13 protein-coding genes are annotated in these 18,656 nt (G+C 72.3%); 6 read left to right on the forward strand and 7 right to left on the reverse strand.

The window, feature by feature from the left end:
• Positions 1 to 29 precede the first annotated feature (29 nt).
• The 6 genes from ABWV20_RS16610 (at position 30) to soxR (ending at position 6,975) form a co-directional block, all read left to right on the forward strand.
• Positions 30 to 2,423 (forward strand): serine/threonine-protein kinase, encoded by a 2,394-nt coding sequence (locus tag ABWV20_RS16610; protein ID WP_353357422.1) that lies wholly within the window; start codon positions 30 to 32, stop codon positions 2,421 to 2,423.
• Complete coding sequence (locus ABWV20_RS16615) at positions 2,420 to 3,706, forward strand: PP2C family protein-serine/threonine phosphatase (protein WP_353357082.1); 1,287 nt, start codon at positions 2,420 to 2,422, stop codon at positions 3,704 to 3,706. Before ABWV20_RS16610 ends, ABWV20_RS16615 begins: the two co-directional genes overlap by 4 nt.
• Entirely contained in the window at positions 3,699 to 4,985 is a 1,287-nt protein-coding gene (locus tag ABWV20_RS16620; protein ID WP_353357084.1) for a VWA domain-containing protein, read from the forward strand. The genes ABWV20_RS16615 and ABWV20_RS16620 overlap by 8 nt, the downstream gene beginning before the upstream one ends.
• Positions 4,982 to 5,830 carry a double zinc ribbon and FHA domain-containing protein gene (locus ABWV20_RS16625; RefSeq protein WP_353357086.1) on the forward strand — a complete coding sequence of 283 codons (849 nt, stop codon included), beginning with the start codon at positions 4,982 to 4,984 and terminating at the stop codon, positions 5,828 to 5,830. The genes ABWV20_RS16620 and ABWV20_RS16625 overlap by 4 nt, the downstream gene beginning before the upstream one ends.
• 145 nt (positions 5,831 to 5,975) lie before the next feature.
• Complete coding sequence (locus tag ABWV20_RS16630) at positions 5,976 to 6,539, forward strand: AAA family ATPase (RefSeq protein WP_353357088.1); 564 nt, start codon at positions 5,976 to 5,978, stop codon at positions 6,537 to 6,539.
• 1 nt (position 6,540) lies between these two features.
• Positions 6,541 to 6,975 (forward strand): redox-sensitive transcriptional activator SoxR, encoded by a 435-nt coding sequence (soxR, locus tag ABWV20_RS16635; protein ID WP_353357090.1) that lies wholly within the window; start codon positions 6,541 to 6,543, stop codon positions 6,973 to 6,975.
• A 111-nt stretch (positions 6,976 to 7,086) separates the two neighbouring features.
• On the opposite strand, the gene ABWV20_RS16640 is transcribed toward soxR, so the two are convergent.
• The 7 genes from ABWV20_RS16640 to ABWV20_RS16670 all read right to left on the reverse strand — a co-directional run bounded on the left by ABWV20_RS16640 (position 7,087) and on the right by ABWV20_RS16670 (position 18,631).
• Positions 7,087 to 8,091: a CorA family divalent cation transporter gene (locus ABWV20_RS16640; RefSeq protein WP_353357092.1), complete on the reverse strand. Its 1,005-nt coding sequence runs from the start codon at positions 8,089 to 8,091 to the stop codon at positions 7,087 to 7,089.
• A gap of 64 nt (positions 8,092 to 8,155) precedes the next feature.
• Positions 8,156 to 11,218 carry a glycine--tRNA ligase gene (locus ABWV20_RS16645; protein ID WP_353357094.1) on the reverse strand — a complete coding sequence of 1,021 codons (3,063 nt, stop codon included), beginning with the start codon at positions 11,216 to 11,218 and terminating at the stop codon, positions 8,156 to 8,158.
• A gap of 167 nt (positions 11,219 to 11,385) precedes the next feature.
• Entirely contained in the window at positions 11,386 to 12,324 is a 939-nt protein-coding gene (locus ABWV20_RS16650) for a hypothetical protein (RefSeq protein ID WP_353357096.1), read from the reverse strand.
• 165 nt (positions 12,325 to 12,489) lie between these two features.
• A complete protein-coding gene (locus ABWV20_RS16655) occupies positions 12,490 to 14,517 on the reverse strand; it encodes an ABC transporter ATP-binding protein (RefSeq protein ID WP_353357098.1) in 2,028 nt (675 codons plus the stop codon).
• A complete protein-coding gene (locus ABWV20_RS16660) occupies positions 14,517 to 16,247 on the reverse strand; it encodes an ABC transporter ATP-binding protein (protein ID WP_353357100.1) in 1,731 nt (576 codons plus the stop codon). Before ABWV20_RS16660 ends, ABWV20_RS16655 begins: the two co-directional genes overlap by 1 nt.
• A gap of 67 nt (positions 16,248 to 16,314) precedes the next feature.
• Positions 16,315 to 16,956 carry a TetR/AcrR family transcriptional regulator gene (locus ABWV20_RS16665; RefSeq protein WP_353357102.1) on the reverse strand — a complete coding sequence of 214 codons (642 nt, stop codon included), beginning with the start codon at positions 16,954 to 16,956 and terminating at the stop codon, positions 16,315 to 16,317.
• Positions 16,957 to 17,110: 154 nt separating this feature from the next.
• Positions 17,111 to 18,631, reverse strand: a complete 1,521-nt coding sequence (locus ABWV20_RS16670; protein WP_353357104.1) for a DUF7059 domain-containing protein — start codon at positions 18,629 to 18,631, stop codon at positions 17,111 to 17,113.
• Positions 18,632 to 18,656 lie beyond the last annotated feature (25 nt).

The raw sequence follows: 18,656 nt of genomic DNA on the forward strand, positions 1-18,656 counted from the left end.
CCACGAGCCCCCCGCCCACGCCCACCGGACTGCGGTGCGGGCAGCCCGGCTGCACCGGAACGATCGTCGACGGCTACTGCGACGTCTGCGGGATGGCGCCCACCCCCACCGCACCCCCGACCGCACCCCCCACCGCACCCCCCACCGCACCCGCGACGGCGCCCACCGAGCCCGACGCGGCCCTGACGACCGTGCCCGACGGCACGCCGTGCGCCCAACCCGGCTGCACCGGCAGGATCGACGACGGCTACTGCGACGTGTGCGGCACTCCGGCCCACCAGGACGACGTCGTCCAGGTCGTCGACTCGGCCGTCACCCGTCCCGCCGGGGTCGGCCCCGAGCTCTCCACGAGGTCAGCCGCCTCGAGCATGCTGGCCTCCGCGGCCCTCGGGTCCAAGCGCGCCAGACAGAGCGGGTCCGTGGTGACGCGCCGCACCGGCGGGTCGCAGCGCCTGCGCAGCGCCCGCCTCGGTGGCGGCATCACCACGGTCCGCCCCGCGCCGACGATCGACGCCGAGAAGGCGCTGCTGACGGACCCGGTCGTCCCTGAGTCAAAACGCTTCTGCCCCAAGTGCGGCGAGCCCGTGGGCCGAGGCCGCGACGGTCGACCCGGCCGCACCACCGGCTTCTGCGCCAACTGCCGGCACCCCTTCTCGTTCGACCCGAAGCTTCGCGCGGGTGACCTCGTCGCCGGACAGTACGAGGTCGCCGGGTGCCTGGCCCACGGCGGCCTCGGGTGGATCTACCTGGCGAGGGACAAGAACGTCTCCGACCGGTGGGTCGTCCTCAAGGGCCTGCTCAACTCGGCCGACCCGGACGCCCTGGCCGCAGCCATCGCCGAGCAGCGGTTCCTCGCGCAGGTGTCCCACCCCAACATCGTCGAGATCTACAACTTCGTCACCCACGACGACGCCGGCTACATCGTCATGGAGTACGTCGGGGGCACGTCGCTCAAGTCGATCCTCAAACAGCGGATGCAGAGGGCCGGCTTCTACGACCCGCTGCCCGTGGACCAGGCCCTCGCCTACCTCCTCGAGATCCTGCCCGCCTTCCAGTACCTCCACGACCTCGGCCTCGTCTACTGCGACTTCAAGCCGGACAACATCATCCAGGTCGGGGACGAGGTCAAGCTGATCGACCTCGGCGGTGTGCGGCGGGTCGACGACGAGGACTCAGCGATCTTCGGGACCGTCGGCTACCAGGCACCCGAGGTGGCCGAGCTCGGCACCTCCGTCGCGTCGGACATCTACACCATCGGCCGCACCCTCGTCGTGCTGACGATGGAGTTCCGGGGCTACCAGTCGACCTACCTCAACATCCTCCCGCCGCAGGACTCGAGCCCCGTCTTCCAGAAGTACGACTCGTTCTACCGGCTCGTCTCGAAGGCCTGCGCCCCCAACCGGGACGACCGCTTCGTCTCCGCCGACGAGCTGCGCTCGCAGATGGTCGGGGTGCTCCGGGAGGTCGTCGCCATCGACCGCGGGTCGGGCGCGGCGACGACGACCGTCGGGTCCCTCCTCTTCGACGCGCCGACACCGGGCGACGAGGCCGACGACTGGCGCAGCCTTCCCGCGCTGCGGCGTGACCCCCACGACGCGCAGACGAACTGGCTGCACACCCTCACCGGCAGCCCGGAGCAGCGCCTGGCGATCCTCCGGGAGGCCCCGGCACGGACCGCCGAGGTCCTCCTCGACCTCGCCCGAACCGCCCTCAGCGTCGGCCGCCGCGACGTCGCCGAGGCGTCGGCGACCGAGCTGCTCTCCCACGACCCGTGGGAGTGGCGGGCCGTCTGGATCCAGGGACTCGCGGCGCTGGAGCGCGGCGACGCCCGGTCGGCCCAGGCGGCGTTCAACGCCGTCTACGGCCAGGTCCCCGGCGAGCTCGCCCCCAAGCTGGCCCTGGCCCATGCCAGCGAGAAGGCCGGCGACGACGCGGTCGCCGAGAACCTCTACATCGCGTGCGCCCGGACCGACTCCACCTACGTGCCGATGGCGGCCTTCGGGCTGGCCCGGATCCGCGCCGGCCGAGGTGACGTCGACGGCGCCGTGGCCGCCTACCGGCTCGTCCCGACCCACTCCAGCGCCTACCGGACGGCACGCGCCGCCCTCGCCGAGCTGCTCGCCCGGTCCAACCGCGGGCTCCCCGACCTCGCCGAGGCGCTCCGGACCCTCACCGACACCTCCTTGACGGCCCGGCGCCGCGCCGAGGTGTCGACCCACATCTACCGCGAGGCGCTCGCCACCGTGCGCAAGGACGGGCCCCAGCCCGATCTGCACCTCGGCACCCACCGAGCCACCGAGCCGGGGCTGCGCGTCGGGCTCGAGCAGGCCCTGCGCGAGCTGGCCAGCCGCACCCCGGAGACCGCCGAGCGCGTCGCGCTCGTCGACGAAGCCAACGCCGTCCGACCCTGGAGCCTCTGGTGACCGACGCCCCGCCACCCCGCCTGCCGCAGGCCACCGAGCTGCCCCAGGCCGCCGGGCCGGAGCCCGCGTGCCCCTCCTGCGGGACCCCCAACCCCGGGGACGCCAGCTTCTGCGAGGCCTGCGGAGCCGACCTGGCAGCCGGGACGCGGGCAGCGGGAGCGAGCCCAGCGGCATACGGCACCGTGGTCTCCCCAGCCACCCCGCAGACGGCACCGGTGGGCGAGGAGTCGCCGCTCGACGTCGGCTGGACCGGTGCGGTCGCCTCGGCTCCGGCCTCCTCGTCGACTCGGCCGGCCGAGACGGTGGAGCCCAGCGCGGAGCCCTGCCGGACGTGCGGGGAGGGCCACTACGTCGACGGCTACTGCGACCACTGCGGCTCGCCCCCACCCGACCCGCGCAACCACTTCGCCGAGTCCCCGGCAACGTGGGTCGGCGGGGTCTGCGACATCGGTCAGCGGCACGCCCGCAACGAGGACGCCATGGCGCTCAGCGCCGCCGAGCCGCCCGGCAGCCGCGCCGTCCTCGTCGTCTGTGACGGGGTGTCGATGGCGACGGACTCCCACATCGCCTCGCTCGCCGCAGCGCGCGCCGCCCGCTCGGTCCTCGACCAGCCGCTCCCGCGAGGAGCCGGCACGCCGGACGCGTGGGCGTCAGCCGCCGGGAAGGCGCTCGGCACCGCCGTCGCCACCGCGAACGACGCCGTCCGGGTCGCCGTCGAGGGCGAGTCGGACAACCCACCCTCCTGCACCATCGCCGCCGCCGTCATCGAGGACGGCGTCGTCGTCACCGGCAACGTCGGGGACAGCCGCGTCTACTGGCTGCCCGACCGCACGGACCTGCCGGCGCGCCAGCTCGGCCAGGACGACTCGTACGCCCACGAGCAGATGCTCACGGGGGTCCCCCGCGAGGCGGCGGAGAACGGCCCCCACGCCCACTCGATCACCCGCTGGCTCGGCACCGACGCCCCCGAGGACCTGGCACCCCACCTGACGACGCTGTCCGCCGAGGAGGCCGGCTCGGGATGGCTGCTCGTCTGCTCCGACGGCCTGTGGAACTACTGCTCCGCCGCCGCCGACATGCGCCTGCTCGTGCGCAACATGGCCGCGGAGGTCGGCGCCGACGCGAGCCCCACGGCCCTCGCCCAGGCGCTCGTCGACTTCGCCAACGAGCAGGGCGGGCGCGACAACATCACGGTTGCCCTTGCTCGACTGGGTGGGCAAGGATCACAGCAGACGACAGGCGCGCTGGCCGCGCCAGAGGAAGGTGACCCCATCGATGGCTGACTTCACCGCCGAGGTGTTCCAGAACGAGTTCCTCCCCGACGGCGGGACCGACGTCCACGCGATCGTGCGCATCACCTCCAGCGGCGCGTCCGCCGCGACGTCGGCCGGTGTCGTCGACCCGGGCTCCGCGGCCGAGGTCATCCTCATCGACACGTCCGGCTCGATGGGCCGGCGCGGTGTCATGGAGGCGGGCCACGCCGCCAAGGCCGCCCTCAACGAGATCGTCGACGGCACGCTCTTCGCCGTCGTCTCGGGCAACGGCACCGCACAGATCGTCTACCCCTACGCCCACCAGGGCGCCCTGGCCGTCATGTCGTCGCACACCCGCGCCGAGGCCCGCCGAGCCGTCGAGGGCCTCCGCGCCCAGGGGGGCACGGCGATGGGCACCTGGCTCACCCTGGCCCGGCAGATCTTCGAGACGGTGCCGCACGTGCAGAAGCGGCACGCCATCCTGCTCACCGACGGCGTCAACGAGGGCGAGACCCCGGCGTCGCTGCAGGCGGCGGTCCAGTCGTGCATCGGCGTCTTCCAGTGCGACGCCCGTGGGGTCGGTGACCAGTGGCGCGTCGACGAGGTCCGCGCCATCGCCTCGGCGCTGCTCGGGACCGTGGGGCTGGTGCCGGAGCCGGAGGAGCTGGCCACCGAGTTCCAGGCGATGATGCGCGCGTCGATGTCGCGCGGCGTCGCCAACGCCGAGCTGCGCGTCTGGGTGCCGCAGGGCGCCGAGCTGCTCTTCGTCCGGCAGGTCTCGCCGACCCTCGAGGACCTCACCGGCCGGCGCACCACGGTCAACCCGTTGACGGGGGCCTACCCGACGGGCGCGTGGTCCGACGAGAGCCGCGACTACCACGTCGCCGTGCGGCTGCCCGCGCGCACCCTCGGGCAGGAGCAGCTGGCCGCCCGGGTGTCGCTGGCACTCGGCGACCAGCCCGTCTGCCAAGGGCTGGTCAAGGCCAGGTGGAGCAGCGACGACGCGCTGACGACGCGGATCGACCCGGCCGTCGCGGCCTACACCGGCCAGGCCGAGCTGGCCCAGGTGATCCAGGAGGGACTCGCCGCCAAGGCGTCCGGGCACGACGACGTGGCCACGGCCAAGCTCGGCCGCGCCGTCCAGCTCGCCGGCCAGACCGGCAACGACGAGATGACGACCCGCCTGAAGAAGGTCGTCGAGATCGACGACGCCGACACCGGCACCGTGCGGCTCAAGAAGAGCGTCTCCAAGCTCGACGAGATGTCCCTCGACACCGCGTCCACGAAGACGAGTCGGGTGCGCCGATGACGGTGACCTGCCCCAACGGCCACCAGTCCCAGGCGGACGACTACTGCGACGTCTGCGGGTCGCCGATCGAGGCAGCCGGGTCGGGCGCGGAGGCGTCCTCGCCCGGGTCGCCCGGCTCCACCGGGTCCTATGCCGCTGGGCCCGCTCCCGCTGCTGGCCCCGGGCCCGCTCCGGCTGAGGCGCCGTCGAGCCCGGCCGGTGACTCGCTGGAGTGCCCCAACTGCTCGGCACCGAACCCTGCGAGCGCGCTCTTCTGCGAGGCGTGCGGCTACGACTTCACCACCGGGGCCATGCCCCGCTCGTCGGGGCTGCTCGACCTGGCGGGTGCGCCGACCGAGGAGCCCGCCCCCACCCCGTCGAGTGTGCAGTCCGAGCCCACCCCCACCCCGTCGAGTGTGCAGAACGTGCCGGCTGCCGAGCGCTTCGACTGGCTCGCCGAGGTGTGGGTCGACCCGGACTGGTACCAGACGCAGGAGGTCGATGACCCCTGTCCGTCACCGGGGCTGCCGATCATCGTGCCGATCCGCTCACGCAGTGTCCTGCTCGGGCGGGTCAGCCAGAGCCGCAACACGCACCCCGAGATCGACCTGTCCTCCGACCCGGGGGTGAGCCGCCGGCACGCCCAGCTGACGACCGACGGGACCCGGTGGTTCGTCGAGGACCTCGGCAGCTCCAACGGCACCTTCGTGGGGCCGGCGTCCGGGCCGCTGCCCGACGACCCGATCGCCGTCGGTCCGCGGACCGAGCTCGACGACGACGACCGGCTCTACGTCGGCGCCTGGAGCCGCGTCGTCGTGCGCAGGGCCACCCCTGAAGAGGTCGAGGCCTACGGCGGACCCGGCTGACCCGGCTGACCCGGCTGACCCGGAGTCCGCCGCCCTGCGGGACCGGCCGTTCCCGGGTCGCCGGGAATGCGGCATCCTGCAGGCAACTTGAACTTTTCGTGAACCAGCGCGCCACGTCGCCGTCGGTCGCCCTAAGGTGTGCCCTGTGACGGATCGGCTTCCCCTCCCGGCCTCCGTCGACACGCCGCAGACCATCGTCGTGACGGGCGTCATGGCCGCCGGCAAGTCGACTGTCTCCCAGTTGCTCGCCGAGCGCTTCAGCAGGGCGGTGCACCTGCGCGGCGACGAGTTCCGGCGCGTCGTCGTCAGCGGCCGCGTCGACATGAGCCCGCACGGCGACCCGGAGGCCGAGCGCCAGCTCGCGCTGCGGCATCGGCTCGCCGCGCACACGGCGAACATCTACGCCGAGGCGGGCTTCACCGTCGTCGTCCAGGACCTCTTCGTCGGCGCCAGCCTCGAGCCGTTCCTCGCCCAGCTCAACCAACCAGTCAGCCTCGTCATGCTGGCCCCGGACGTCTCCACCGTGATGCGTCGAGAGTCGGAGCGGACCAAGACCGGGTATGCCGATCTGTGGTCGATCCGCGACTTCGACCTCAAGGTCCGCACCGAGACACCGAAGATCGGCCTCTGGCTCGACAGCTCGCAGCAGACACCCGACGAGACCGTCACCGAGATCCTCCGCAGGCTGCCGGAGGCGAGGATCCGCTGACATGAGTCTGCAGCTGACCATCGGGCAGATCTCGGAACGCACCGGCGTCGCGACCTCGGCACTGCGCTACTGGGAGGCCCTCGGGCTGATCAGGTCGGTCCGCACCACGGGCAACCAGCGTCGCTACGACCGCCCGACGATCCGGCGCGTGTCCTTCATCCGAGCCGCCCAGCGCGTCGGTCTGTCGCTGGAGGAGATCAAGGACGCGCTCGCGACGCTGCCCGACGGGCGGACGCCGACGGCGCACGACTGGGCCAGACTCTCGACGGCGTGGCGCTCGCGACTGGACGAGCAGATCCGGCGGATCGAGCTGCTCCGCGACCGGCTCGACGGCTGCATCGGGTGCGGGTGCCTCAGCCTGACGACCTGCGCGCTGAACAACCCGGGCGACGAGCTCGCCACGCTCGGTCCCGGACCGCATCGTCTCGACCCCTGATCGAGAGAGCACTTCGCGACAGCGCCTGGCCAACCCCATCCCATCGAAAGAGCAGTTCGCGACACGGCTTCGTGTCGCGAACTGCTCTTTCGATGGGGCGGGGGCGCGGCGTCAGTCGGAGTGGCCCTCGCGGTCGCGGAGCAACAGGCCCCAGAGGACCACCAGCGGCAGGATGAGACCTCCGATGCCGAGGACGAGGAACCGGCCGAAGCCATCGAGGTGCTCGACGAGCCACGGGAAGTTCTGGCCGAAGAAGCCCGTGACGAAGGTCAGGGGGAGGAAGACCGTCGCGAGGATCGTCAGTCGCTCGATCGTCCGGCCCTGGCGGATCCCGAGCCGGGTCTGCTCGACCGAGATGACCGCCATGTTCGCCTCGAGGATCGTGGCGAGCAGGTCCCGCTGGGCCGCCACCTCGTCGCTGATGAGCCGCAGGTAGTCGTGCACGTCATGGAAGTACGGCGCGAGCGGGCCGTCCCGGTGGGCCCGCTCGATCGTCGTGAGGACCGTGAGCAGCGGGTGGACCGCACGATGGAAGTTCGTCACCTCGCGGCGCAGGAAGTAGATCCGCTCCGTGGGCGCCGCCTCCCCCGCGAAGACCGTGCTCTCCACCTGCTCGATGTCGCGCTCGAGCTCGGCGACGACCGGGCCATAGCTCTTGATGACCTGGTCGAGGATCGCCCACAGCACTGCCGGTGTGCCCTCGGCGAGGAGCTCGGGCCGCGCCTCGAGGTTGGTGCGGGCGGAGTGGAGCTCGCTCGCCACCCCCTGCCGGACCGTGATGACGAAGGTCGGCGCGAGGAACACGCTGATCTCGCCGAAGTCCACCTCCTCCCGGTCGTCGTCGTAGCGTGCGGTGCGCAGGATGACCAGCTCGGTGCCGTGGTCGTACTGCTCCATCTTGGGCCGCAGGTGGAAGGTCTGGACGTCCTCCACCGCGAGCTCGTGCAGCCCGAAGCTGTCCCGGATGCTCGCCAGCTCGTCGGGCGCCGGCTCGAACGTGCCGAGCCAGGCGAAGCCCTCGCTGCCGTCGCGGTGGAGCGCAGCGGCCTGGTCGAGGGTCAGCGCGGTCTCCTGCTGACGACGGCCGTCGCGGTACAGGGCACAGTCGATGATCATGGCGCCTCCAGACGTGGTTGAGCCCAGTCTGGCGGCCCGCCGGGCGACACGCCCGGCTCGTCGATCAGCCCGCCAGCGCCGAGTGCAGGGCTCGCCAGTCGATCCCGTGGGGAGCGCGCGCGACGAAGGTCTGCAGCAGCCCGAGCCGGGCGGCGCGCAGGTCGGCGTCCTCGGCCATGACGAGGACCTCGTCGAAGAACCGCTCGAGCGCCGGCACCACGCGCTCGGCGGCGTCCGCCCACGCCGGCAGCGCTGCACCGGACAGGTCTGGGATCGTCTCGACGGCGACGCTCAGCTCACGCTCGGCGTCCTCGCGCAACACCGACGAGTCGTATGCCGCTGGGCTGCCTTCCGGGACGATGCGGGTGATGCGCTGGGTGGCCTCCACGAGCTTGGCGAACCCCTCCCGACCGCGCACCGCAGCGATGTCCCGCAGCGCCGCCTCCGCCTTGCCGGGGGTGCCGGCGAGGGGCTGCACGGTCGCGGCGAGCGTCGACGGCACGCCCTCTTCGCGCAGCTGCTGGCCGAAGCGGCCGGTGACGAACTCGTGCGCGTCGGCGATCGACTCGGCACTCACCTCGAGGCCCTGCTGCCGCAGCTGGTCGGCAGCCGCGCGCAGACCCTGCTCGACGGTCAGCCCGGCGAGCGTCGGCTGGGAGCGGAGGATGCCGATGACCCCGAGGGCGGCGCGGCGCAGCGCGAACGGGTCCGAGGACCCGGTCGGCTTGGCCCCTAGGGCGAACATCGCCATGAGCAGGTCGAAACGGTCGGCCAGGGCGAGGAGCGCGCCCGGACGTGACGCCGGCAGCGGTCCCCCGGCGGTCCGCGGCTGCTCCATCTCGTAGAGCGCCGCCGCCACCTCGGGCGTCTCGCCGGCCTTGAGGGCGTACTCCCGCGCCATGAAGCCGGCGAGGCTGGACAGCTCGACGACCATCTGCGAGGCGAGGTCGAACTTCGCGAGCTGCCCGGCCCGGGCCAGCGTGGTGCCTTCCGACGCATCGAGCCCGACGAGCTCGGCCAGCGCGGCTGCGACGTCGCGGATCCGGTCGGCCCGGTCGGCCATCGAGCCGATGCGCTCCTCGAAGGTCAGCTTGGCCACGTCGGCGCGCAGCTCCTCGAGCGGCACCTTGAGGTCGGCTGCGTAGAAGAACGCCGCGTCCTCGTAGCGGGCGCGCAGGACGTTCTCGTTGCCGCGGCGCACGAGGTCGTCGTCGCAGTCACCGTTGGCCATGGTCACGAAGTGCGGCAGCAGGGCGCCGGCCGTGGACCGGACCGGCAGGTAGCGCTGGTGCTTGCGCATGACGGTCGTGAGGATCTGCTCCGGCAGCTCGAGGTAGCGGTCCTCGAAGGACCCGAGGATGCCGTGCGGGGCCTCGACGAGGTTGGTGATCTCGTCCACCAACGCGGCCTCCCCCTCGACGTCGACGACCCCGCCGACCGAGGCGGCCAGCGACGTCGCCTGGGAGACGACACTCTCGCGTCGCACCGCGGGGTCGAGGAGGAAGTCTCGCTCCGCCAGCTTGGGCAGCAGCACGTCGGCGTTCTCGATCTCGATGAGCGGCCCGGCCTCGGTCCGCTCGCCGTAGGTCGTGCGCCCGGACCGCAGCCCCGACACCTCGACCGGGACGACCGTGTCGCCCCACAGCGCGACGATCCACCGGATCGGCCGGCTGTAGGCCAGCTGGGGATCGCTCCAGCGCATGTTCTTGTCGGCCCGGAGCCCGCTGACGACGTCGGCGACGATCGACCCGAGGACCTCGAGCACCCCGCGCCCGGCCTCGTGGACCCGCACCGCGACGTGCTCGACGCCGTCGAACTCGGCCCGCACGAGCTCGGACACGTCGACCTTCTGACCGCGGGCGAAACCCTCGGCCGCCTTCGTCGGCGCGCCGTCGGGACCGAACGCCGCAGCGACCTTCGGGCCCTTGCGCAGCGTCTCGGCGTCCGGCTCGTGCGCCGCGACCGCGTCGACGAGCGCCACGATCCGGCGCGGCGTGCCGTGGACCACGACCGAGCCGTGCGGCAGGCGGGTGGCACCGAGCCGCTGGGTCAGCCCCGAGCGCACCTGCTCGATCGCCTCCGGGACGACGTGCGGGGGCAGCTCCTCGACGCCGATCTCGAGAGCCAGCCGACGCGTGACGTCAGGGGCGAGGGAAGCGAGCTCAGCGGCATACGACTCCCGGTCGACCTCCACCCCGTGCGAGGGTGGCCGGACCGCGCGACCCTCGATCGGGGGCAGCTGGGCGTTGAGCAGCGGGAAGCCGAGCTCCTCACGCCGCTCGACCCACAGGCGGGACACCTCACGGGCGAGGCGGCGCATCGTGCCGAAGGCCTTGGCGCGCTCCGTCGTCGAGATGGCGCCGCGGGAGTCGAGCACGTTGAAGGCGTGCGAGCTCTTGAGCACGTAGGTGTGGGCCGGCACGGGCAGCCGCGCGTCGATCATCCGCTGCGCCTCGGCGCTGTAGCGGTCGAAGAGGTCGCGGTTGGTCTGGATGTCGGCGTCGTCGAGGTAGTAGCGCGACATCTCGTACTCGCTCTGCCCGAACGCCTCGCCGTAGCTGATGCCCGGCGCGTAGCGCATGTCCTTGAAGTGCGTGACGCCCTGGAGGGCCATCACGATGCGCTCGATGCCGTAGGTCAGCTCGACGGCGACGGGGTCGAGGTTCTGCCCGCCGACCTGCTGGAAGTAGGTGAACTGGGTGATCTCCATGCCGTCGAGCCAGACCTCCCAGCCCAGGCCCCACGCGCCGATGGCCGGCTGCGCCCAGTTGTCCTCGACGAAGCGGATGTCGTGCGCACGGATGTCGATGCCGATCGCCTCGAGCGACTCCAGGTAGAGCTCCTGGGGGTTGCCGGGGTCGGGCTTGAGGATGACCTGGAACTGGGTGTGCGTCTGGAGGCGGTTGGGGTTCTCGCCGTAGCGGGAGTCGTCCGGACGCACGCTCGGCTCGACGTAGGCCACGCGCCACGGCTCCGGCCCCAGCACGCGCAGGATGGTGGCGGGGTTCATCGTCCCGGCGCCGACCTCGGTGTTGAAGGGCTGGACGACCATGCATCCTCGGTCGGTCCAGAACTTCTGCAGGGTCAGCAGGGCGTCTTGGACGGTGAGCGTGGTGGTGTCGGGCACCGGACAAGGCTACCGGCGGGCGGGGGTGCCCCTCACACCGCCGATCNNCGTATGCCGCTGAGCTCGCTCCCGCACGCCCCTGACCTCCCAGCCCTCCCGCCCATCGGAGGCGGCCCGCCAGCGATCGGCAGAACACACCAGGTGCGGTGCTCTCGCGGTGTGCGTGCTCAGCCGACCGCCGCCGCCGGGACTTGTGGTGTCCTTCCGTTCGGCGCCAGCCAGATCGCGCCGTGCCCGGGCGGGCGGGCGCCGGGGTCGACGAGCCGGGTCATGACCCACCGGACCCAGTCCTGCTCGAACATCGCCTGCTCCCAGCTGAACCGGAGGACGCGCCACCCTGCGAGCCCCAGCTCGGCATAGCGCCAGCAGTCGGCAACGAGCTGGCTCCGCTTGGTGTGGAACTCGTGGCTGTCGGCCTCGATGACGATGCGCCGCGGCCGATCGACGAGGTCGGGCACGACGATCACGCCGTCGGCCACCTCGATGCGCGCCTGGGGCTGCAGGTCCAGGCCGGGCACGTCGAGGCTGAGGGCCCGCAGGACGGACTCGAAGGGGTTGGCCGCCTTGCCGGACGCGTGACGCAGCACCCTGAGGACGCGGGGCCGCCCGGGTCCAGCGACCTCGGCGGCCCGTGCGGCGAGGTCGCGGGGCCGGACCGTCCCGGAGCGCAGCGCGGAGTCCGCCACGGACAGTGCCTCGTCGAACGGCAGGGCTCGGGCGCAGGCCAGCACGGTCGCGAGGGGCGCGGTGACCCCGTCGGCGCGCTCCTGACGGGTCAGCACACCGGTCCGGATCACGGCTGCCTGCCTGGCGCCTTGCGTCAGCTTGCGACCGCGGGGCACCGTCAGCTCGGGCAGCTCAGGTGCCGTCTTGACCTTCCATCCGTGGGCCAGCGCGGCGGACCGGTGCGACACGACACCGGACAGCTCGTGCGCGACTCGCCTGGCGTGCTCGGCGCCGGGCGCGACGTAGCGTCCGCGTCGGGGCCGCAGCACCGTCCCGGCGAGGACGGCGGCGCGCAGCTCGCGCGGGGTGACCACGTGGAGCAGCTCGGCCCGAGTGGCCACGCCGCCCAGCCGGCTGAGAGCGTCCTCGACTGCACGCATGGACCGATCGTGGCGGCACCGGGCGTGGGCGCGCGGACGTTGTGCACAGGGTCGAGGCGGGAGGCGTTTCGTCGGACACAGCATTCCGCTGCCCGGGCCCCGGCTCGTGCTCGAGCCGGGGCGGGTCGTCGGACGGTGTTGTGTTCTTCCGAGCGGGGCGGTGCGTCAGCCCACCGGCGGGCCGGTGACCTCAGCCACGTCGTCGACGTCAGCGGCGGCACCTGCGAACTGGGCGGCATACAGCGTGGCGTAGGCGCCGTCACGCGCGAGCAGCTCGGCGTGCGTGCCCTGCTCGACGATCCGCCCGTTCTCCATGACGAGGATGAGGTCGGCATCGCGGATCGTGGAGAGCCGGTGCGCGATGACGAAGCTCGTCCGGTCGGACCGCAGCGCCCGCATCGCCTGCTGGACGAGCAGCTCGGTGCGGGTGTCGACCGAGCTGGTGGCCTCGTCGAGGATGAGCAGGGCCGGGTCGGAGAGGAACGCCCGGGCGATGGTGATCAGCTGCTTCTCGCCGGCGGAGATGTTCGATCCCTCGTCGTCGAGGACGGTGTCGTAGCCGTCGGGCAGCGAGTGGACGAACCGGTCGACGTAGGTGGCGCGGGCCGCGGCGAGCACCTCGTCCTCGGTCGCGTCGGGACGCCCGTAGGCGATGTTGTCGCGAATCGTGCCGGCGAAGAGCCACGTGTCCTGGAGCACCATGCCGATCCGGGAGCGCAGGCCGTGCCGGGTCAGGTCGCGGATGTCGACGCCGTCGAGGGTGATCCGTCCGCCGTCGAGCTCGTAGAACCGCATGATGAGGTTGACCAGCGTCGTCTTGCCCGCGCCGGTCGGCCCGACGATGGCCACGGTCTGCCCGGGCCGCACGACGAGGTCGAGGTCCTCGATGAGGGGCTGGTCCGGTGTGTAGGAGAAGGACACCCCTTCGAAGGCGACCTCCCCGCGCGGCTCGTCGATGACGTCGGGGACCGTCACCTCGGGCTCCTGCTCCTCGGCGTCGAGGACGTCGAAGACCCGCTCAGCGGAGGCCACCCCGGACTGGAGCAGGTTGGCCATCGACGCCACCTGGGTGAGCGGCTGGGTGAACTGCCGGGAGTACTGGATGAACGCCTGGACGTCACCGAGGGACATCGTGCCCGACGCCACCCTGAGACCTCCGACGACGGCGACGACGACGTAGTTGAGGTTCCCGATGAACATCATGACGGGCATGATGATGCCGCTGACGAACTGCGCCCCGAACGCGGCCCCGAAGAGCTCGTCGTTCTTCTCGCGGAAGTGGGCCTCGGTCTCCTTCTGCCGCCCGTAGACCTTGACGAGGCCGTGGCCGGTGTAGGTCTCCTCGATGATGCCGTTGAGTTCGCCGGTGTTGCGCCACTGCTGGACGAAGAGCTTCTGGGAGCGCTTGGCGATGAGCCCGGTGACGGCGATCGAGATGGGGATCGTGACGAGGGCGATGAGGGCGAGGACCCAGGAGATCCAGAACATCATCGCGAGCACCGCGATGACGGTGAGGAGCGAGTTGAGCAGCTGCGACAGCGTCTGCTGGAGCGACATGCTGACGTTGTCGATGTCGTTGGTGACCCGGCTGAGGATCTCGCCGCGCGGCTGCTTGTCGAAGTAGGGCAGCGGCAGCCGGTTGAGCTTGGCCTCGACGTCCTGGCGCAGCCGGTACATCGTCCGGGCGAGGACGCCCTGGAGGATCCAGCCCTGGATCCAGAGCAGCAGCGACGAGGCGACGTAGAGACCGGTCACGAGGAGGAGCACGTCGGCGACCGCGCCGAAGTCGATGCCCTGCCCGATGACGACGCCGGCCCGCTGGAGCATGTCGGCGAGGTTCTCCTCGCCGCGGGCCCGCAGCCCCGCGATGACCTGGTCGGTCGTCGTCCCCGCCGGCACCTGCCGGGCGAGCTGGCGTCCGAGCAGGCCGCCGAAGATCAGGTCGGTGGCGCGGCCGAGGATCTTGGGCCCGATCGCGCTGAGGAAGACGCTGACGACCACGAGCGTCACGACGGCGACGACCTTGCCGCGTTCGGGCCGGAGCAGGCCGAGCAGCCGCTTGGCCGAGGGCCCGAAGTTGAGCGACTTCTCGCCGGGCTGCCCGATCATCATGTGCGGTGGTCCGCCCCGGCGGGCCGGCCCGCGTCGGGCCTCGGCGGCCTTCTCCTCGGCGGTCTTGACTCCTTCAGCCATCAGGCCACCTCCTCCGCCGCGCGCTGGGACAGGGCGATCTCCTGGTAGGTCTCGCACGTCTGGAGGAGCTCGTCGTGCGTCCCCTGTCCGACGATGCGCCCGTCGTCGAGGACGACGATGTGGTCGGCGTCGATGATCGTGGAGACGCGCTGGGCGACGATGATGACCGTCGCGTCGCGGGTGACCGGCCGCAGCGCCGCCCGCAGCCTGGCGTCGGTCGACAGGTCGAGGGCGGAGAACGAGTCGTCGAAGAGGTAGATGTCGGGGCGTTTGACGACCGCGCGCGCGATGGCGAGCCGCTGCCGCTGCCCACCGGAGACGTTGGTGCCCCCCTGGACGATGGGGGCGTCCAGGCCGCCGAGCTGGGCGACGAAGTCCGCGGCCTGGCTGATGCGCAGCGCGTCCCACAGCTCCTCGTCGGTCGCGTCGGGGTTGCCGTAGCGCAGGTTGCTCGCCACGGTGCCGGTGAAGAGGTAGGGCTTCTGCGGGACGAGACCGATGCGCGCCCACAGCGCGTCGAGCTCGAGGTCGCGCACGTCGACGCCGCCGACCTTGACGCGGCCGGACCGGACGTCGAACAGCCGCGGGACCAGCCCGAGCAGCGTGGTCTTGCCGGCGCCGGTCGAGCCGATGATGGCCGTCATCCGACCGGGGGTGGCCTCGAAGGTGATGTCGTGGAGCACGGCGTGCTCGGCGCCCGGGTAGCGGAACTCGACGTCGACGAGCTCGACGCCGACCCGTGGTGCCCGGATCGGGATGGGCTGTACCGACTGGGCGACGGACGAGGTCGTGTCGAGCACCTCGGCGATGCGCCCGGCGGACACCGAGGCGCGGGGGATCATCGTCGCCATGAAGGTGGCCATCATGACCGCCATGAGGATCTGGACGAGGTAGGCGAGGAACGCGGTCAGCGAGCCGACCTCCATCGCGCCGCTGTCGACGCGGTAGGCGCCGAACCAGAGCACGGCCACGGTCGACATGCTGAAGATGAGCATGACGACGGGGAAGACGAGGGCCATCAGCCGGCCGACGCGGAGCCCGGCCTCGGTGAGGTCGGCGTTGGACCGGCCGAACCGCGCCTCCTCGTGCTCCTCCCGGACGAAGGCCCGGACGACCCTGATCCCGGTGATCTGCTCGCGCAGGACGCGGTTGACCCCGTCGAGGGAGGTCTGCATGCGGGTGAACCACGGCATCATGCGCCAGATGACCAGGGCGACGACGAGGCCGAGCAGTGGCACGGCGACGGCGACGAGCCAGGAGAGCCCGACGTCCTCGCGGAGGGCCATGATGATGCCCCCGAACATCATGATCGGCGTGGAGACGAGGATGGCGAAGCCCATGAAGAGGACCGTCTGCACCTGGGTGACGTCGTTGGTGTTGCGCGAGATGAGGGTGGGGGCCCCGAACCGCGCCACCTCCTGCGCCGAGTAGTCGATGACGGTGTCGAAGACGGAGGCCCGCAGGTCCCGCCCGATGCCCATGGCGACCCGGGCGGCGAGGAAGGTGGCCGCGACGGCGGTGGCGATCTGGACGACGCTCACCCCGAGCATGAGCGCGCCGTGGCTGACGATGAAGTCGGTGTCCCCCTTGGCGACGCCGTCGTCGATGATCTCGCCGTTGAGGCTGGGCAGGTAGAGCGAGGCGATGGTGCTGGCCAGCTGGAGCAGCACGATGAGCGCGATCTCGCGCTGGTAGGCCAGCAGGTGGCTCCGAAGCAGTCGGAGGAGCATCGGGTGCCTTTCGGTTCGGGTGGGCCGTCGCGCCGGCTCGACGCTAGGGGCTGACGTCGGGTGCGGGTCAATCGCTTTTCGGCCCGGGCCGGGCAGCGACGCCGTAGAGGACGGTGTCGACGACCTCCTCGGGCGTGAGCAGCTCGCCGTGGGCGATCCCCGGGTGGCTCCCCGAGAAGCTGAGGAGGCGGATGCGGTGGAGGAGCTGGTGGGGGGTCACCGTGATCTCCTCCGAGGGGACGAGGTCGGTCACGGCCTCGTAGAGGTCGACGTGGAGCGCCCGGCACCCGTCGCTCGGCTCGGAGGGCACGTGTCGCCCCGTCTCGAGGCAGGCGGCGTGCTGGTGGACGGGCGGCGGTTGGCTCAGACCGAGGGCACCCATGAGGTCGAGGACGTCGCGGATGCGCCGCTGGAGGGCGGCCGCGAAGTCCACGAGCCGGTCGCGCACCGGCTGCGACCGGTCGATGGCGAGGAACTCCCGGCGAGCCCCGGCCGGGCAGAAGGCGGCCTCGACCGCCGCGGTCTGGAGCGCCTCCTTGCTCGGGAAGGCCCGGAAGATCGTCCCCTCGGCGACCCCGGCGGCTGCGGCGATCTCGCTCGTCGTCGGGACCCGACCGTGTCGCCTGGCCAGCTCCAGAAAGGCCTCGACGAGTGACTCGCGCCGCTCGGCGGGTGAGAGGGGCGCGGCGCGTCCGGTGGTGGTGGCCATGAGGTCGAGTATGAGTGAGTGCTCACTCACTGACAAGTTCCCTGCTCAGCGGCCGTATGCCGCTGGGCTCGCTCCCAGCCCACTCACCCTCGGGCGCGGGGCCGGGGACTGGCGCGGCCCGCATGCGGATGCGCTGCGTCCGGGACCGGGACTGCTACACGAGCAGGCCGTCCGCGACGAGGTCGCGGATCTGGGGGACCACCTCGGCCCGGACCGCTGCGGGATCCAGCCCGAGGAGGGTGGCGATGGCGTCGAGCGCCGCGTCGGCGGCCAGCTCGCCGTCGGCCACGCCGAGGTAGGCGGCGAGCAGGGTCCCGGCTCGCACGACGCGGCGCAGCCCGCCACCTTGCCGGATGAGGATGACGGACGGGTCCTCAGCGCCGGGACGGCCGTGGCGCTCCTCGGTGACGTCGGGGGCGCACGACCACGCGACGCTGAGGAGGTCGTCGTCGTCGTGCTCGGCGAGCCACGTGCGTGCCTCGAGACCGGCCTCGATGACGGGACCCATCGGTGCAGCAACCGGGCCGGGTGCCTCGTCGAGCGACCGCCAGGGCACGCGATCGGTCAGCGGCCGCTGGAGCGTGACGACGCCGAACCCGATCGCCTCGACATCCCGGGAGGCGAAGTCGCGGAGCCAGGCGGCGCCGAGACGTTCGTGCTCGCTCGATCCGGGCACCAGGCCGCCGTCCCGGCTCCACAGCGCGGCGTACTCAGCCGGGTCCTGGACCTCTCGCTGGACGACCCAGGCGTCGAGCTCGACGCCGTCGAGCCAGCCGGCCCAGACGTCGCGCCAGGTGCGCCCTCGCGGGACCTCCCAGTTGCCGAGGAGCTGGGCGACGCCACCCGGCTCGAGCACGGCCGCGACCGTGCGCACGAGGGACTGGACGACGGCGTCCCCCGACCGGCCGCCGTCACGGTACTCGAAGACCGGGACGTCCTCCGCGCGCGGCGTGATGACGAACGGTGGGTTGGAGATGACGAGGGAGAACCGCTCCCCCACAACGGGATCCAGCAGGTCACCGCGGCGCAGGTCGACGTCGAGCCCGTTGAGCGCGGCGTTGAACCGGGCGAAGTCGAGGGCCCGCTCGGAGATGTCGGTGGCGACGATCGAGTCGGCGTGGGTGGCCAGGTGCAGCGCCTGCACCCCGCAGCCGGTGCCCAGGTCGAGCGCCCGTCCGACGCGGCGGCGGATCGCCCACATGGCGAGCGTCGTGGAGGCGCCCCCGATCCCGAGGACGTGGTCGGGCCGCAGGGGCTCACGGGTGGCGAGCTCGGACAGGTCGGAGGCGACCCACCAGTCGTGGGTGTCGTCGGCGTAGGGCCGCAGGTCGCACGTCGCCACGACGTCGTCTCCGTCGAACCGGACCAGCCGCAGGGCGGCGGCGCCATCGACGCGGAGCGTCGGCAGGGCGGCCTCGAGATCCGCTCGGGCGACGGGCCGCCCCAGGGTGAAGAGACGGACCAGGGCGGCAACGGGGTCGAGCGGAGCAGCCGTCGCGAGCAGGGCGGGCAAGGGCTGCTCGCGGCGGAGCGCTGCCGAGGCGACGGGACCGAGCCGCGCGGCGACGCCGTCGACGGTGAAGCCCGCCGCGGCGAGGTCGGCCCGCAGCCGGGCCAGGTGGGGCGGGTCGGCGACCGGTGTGGGGGGTGACGCGGACGCGGGCGGGTCGACCACGGGGTGGTCCTGGGTCAGGGCGGGC

The sequence above is a fragment of the Intrasporangium sp. DVR genome, assembly GCF_040365325.1.
In the GTDB taxonomy this organism is placed as follows: domain Bacteria; phylum Actinomycetota; class Actinomycetes; order Actinomycetales; family Dermatophilaceae; genus Intrasporangium.